This is a genomic window from Jeotgalibacillus marinus, assembly GCF_040801915.1.
Taxonomy (GTDB): Bacteria; Bacillota; Bacilli; order Bacillales; family Jeotgalibacillaceae; genus Jeotgalibacillus; species Jeotgalibacillus marinus.
In genome coordinates this window covers 1-432 of record NZ_JBFMIA010000096.1, presented here as the reverse complement: position 1 = coordinate 432, position 432 = coordinate 1, and the positions used below count along the sequence as shown (strand labels likewise).

Sequence of the window (432 nt, the reverse complement as noted above, 5' to 3'; positions counted from 1 at the left end):
CGTCCGGCGCTTCCTTCCCCTTTCTTTCTCCTTTCTCTTCTCCCTCCTTCCCCTCCTCCTCTCTCCCTCTTCTCTCTCCTTCCTCTTTTCTTCTTTCTTTTCCTCCTTCCTTTCCTCTTTCCTCCTCTCTCCCTCCCCCTTCTCCTTTCCCTCTTTTTCTTTCTCTCCTTTTTCTCTTTCCCTTTCCTCTCCTCTCTCCCCTTTCCTCCCTTTCTTCCCTCTTTTCTTTTCCTTCCCTCCCCCCCTTTCCTCCTTTTCCCCCTCCCCCCCCCCCCCTCCCCCCTCCTCCCCCCCCCCCCCCCCCCCCCCCCCCCCCCCCCCCCCCCCCCCCCCCCCCCCCCCCCCCCCCCCCCCCCCCCCCCCCCCCCCCCCCCCCCCCCCCCCCCCCCCCCCCCCCCCCCCCCCCCCCCCCCCCCCCCCCCCCCCCCCCCC

At 69.7% G+C, this 432-nt stretch carries 1 protein-coding gene; it reads right to left on the bottom strand.

Translation table 11 applies throughout. The features are described from left to right. Positions 1-432, bottom strand: a 432-nt coding sequence (locus AB1471_RS18755) for a hypothetical protein (RefSeq protein ID WP_367780945.1), incomplete at both ends; no start/stop codon positions are given.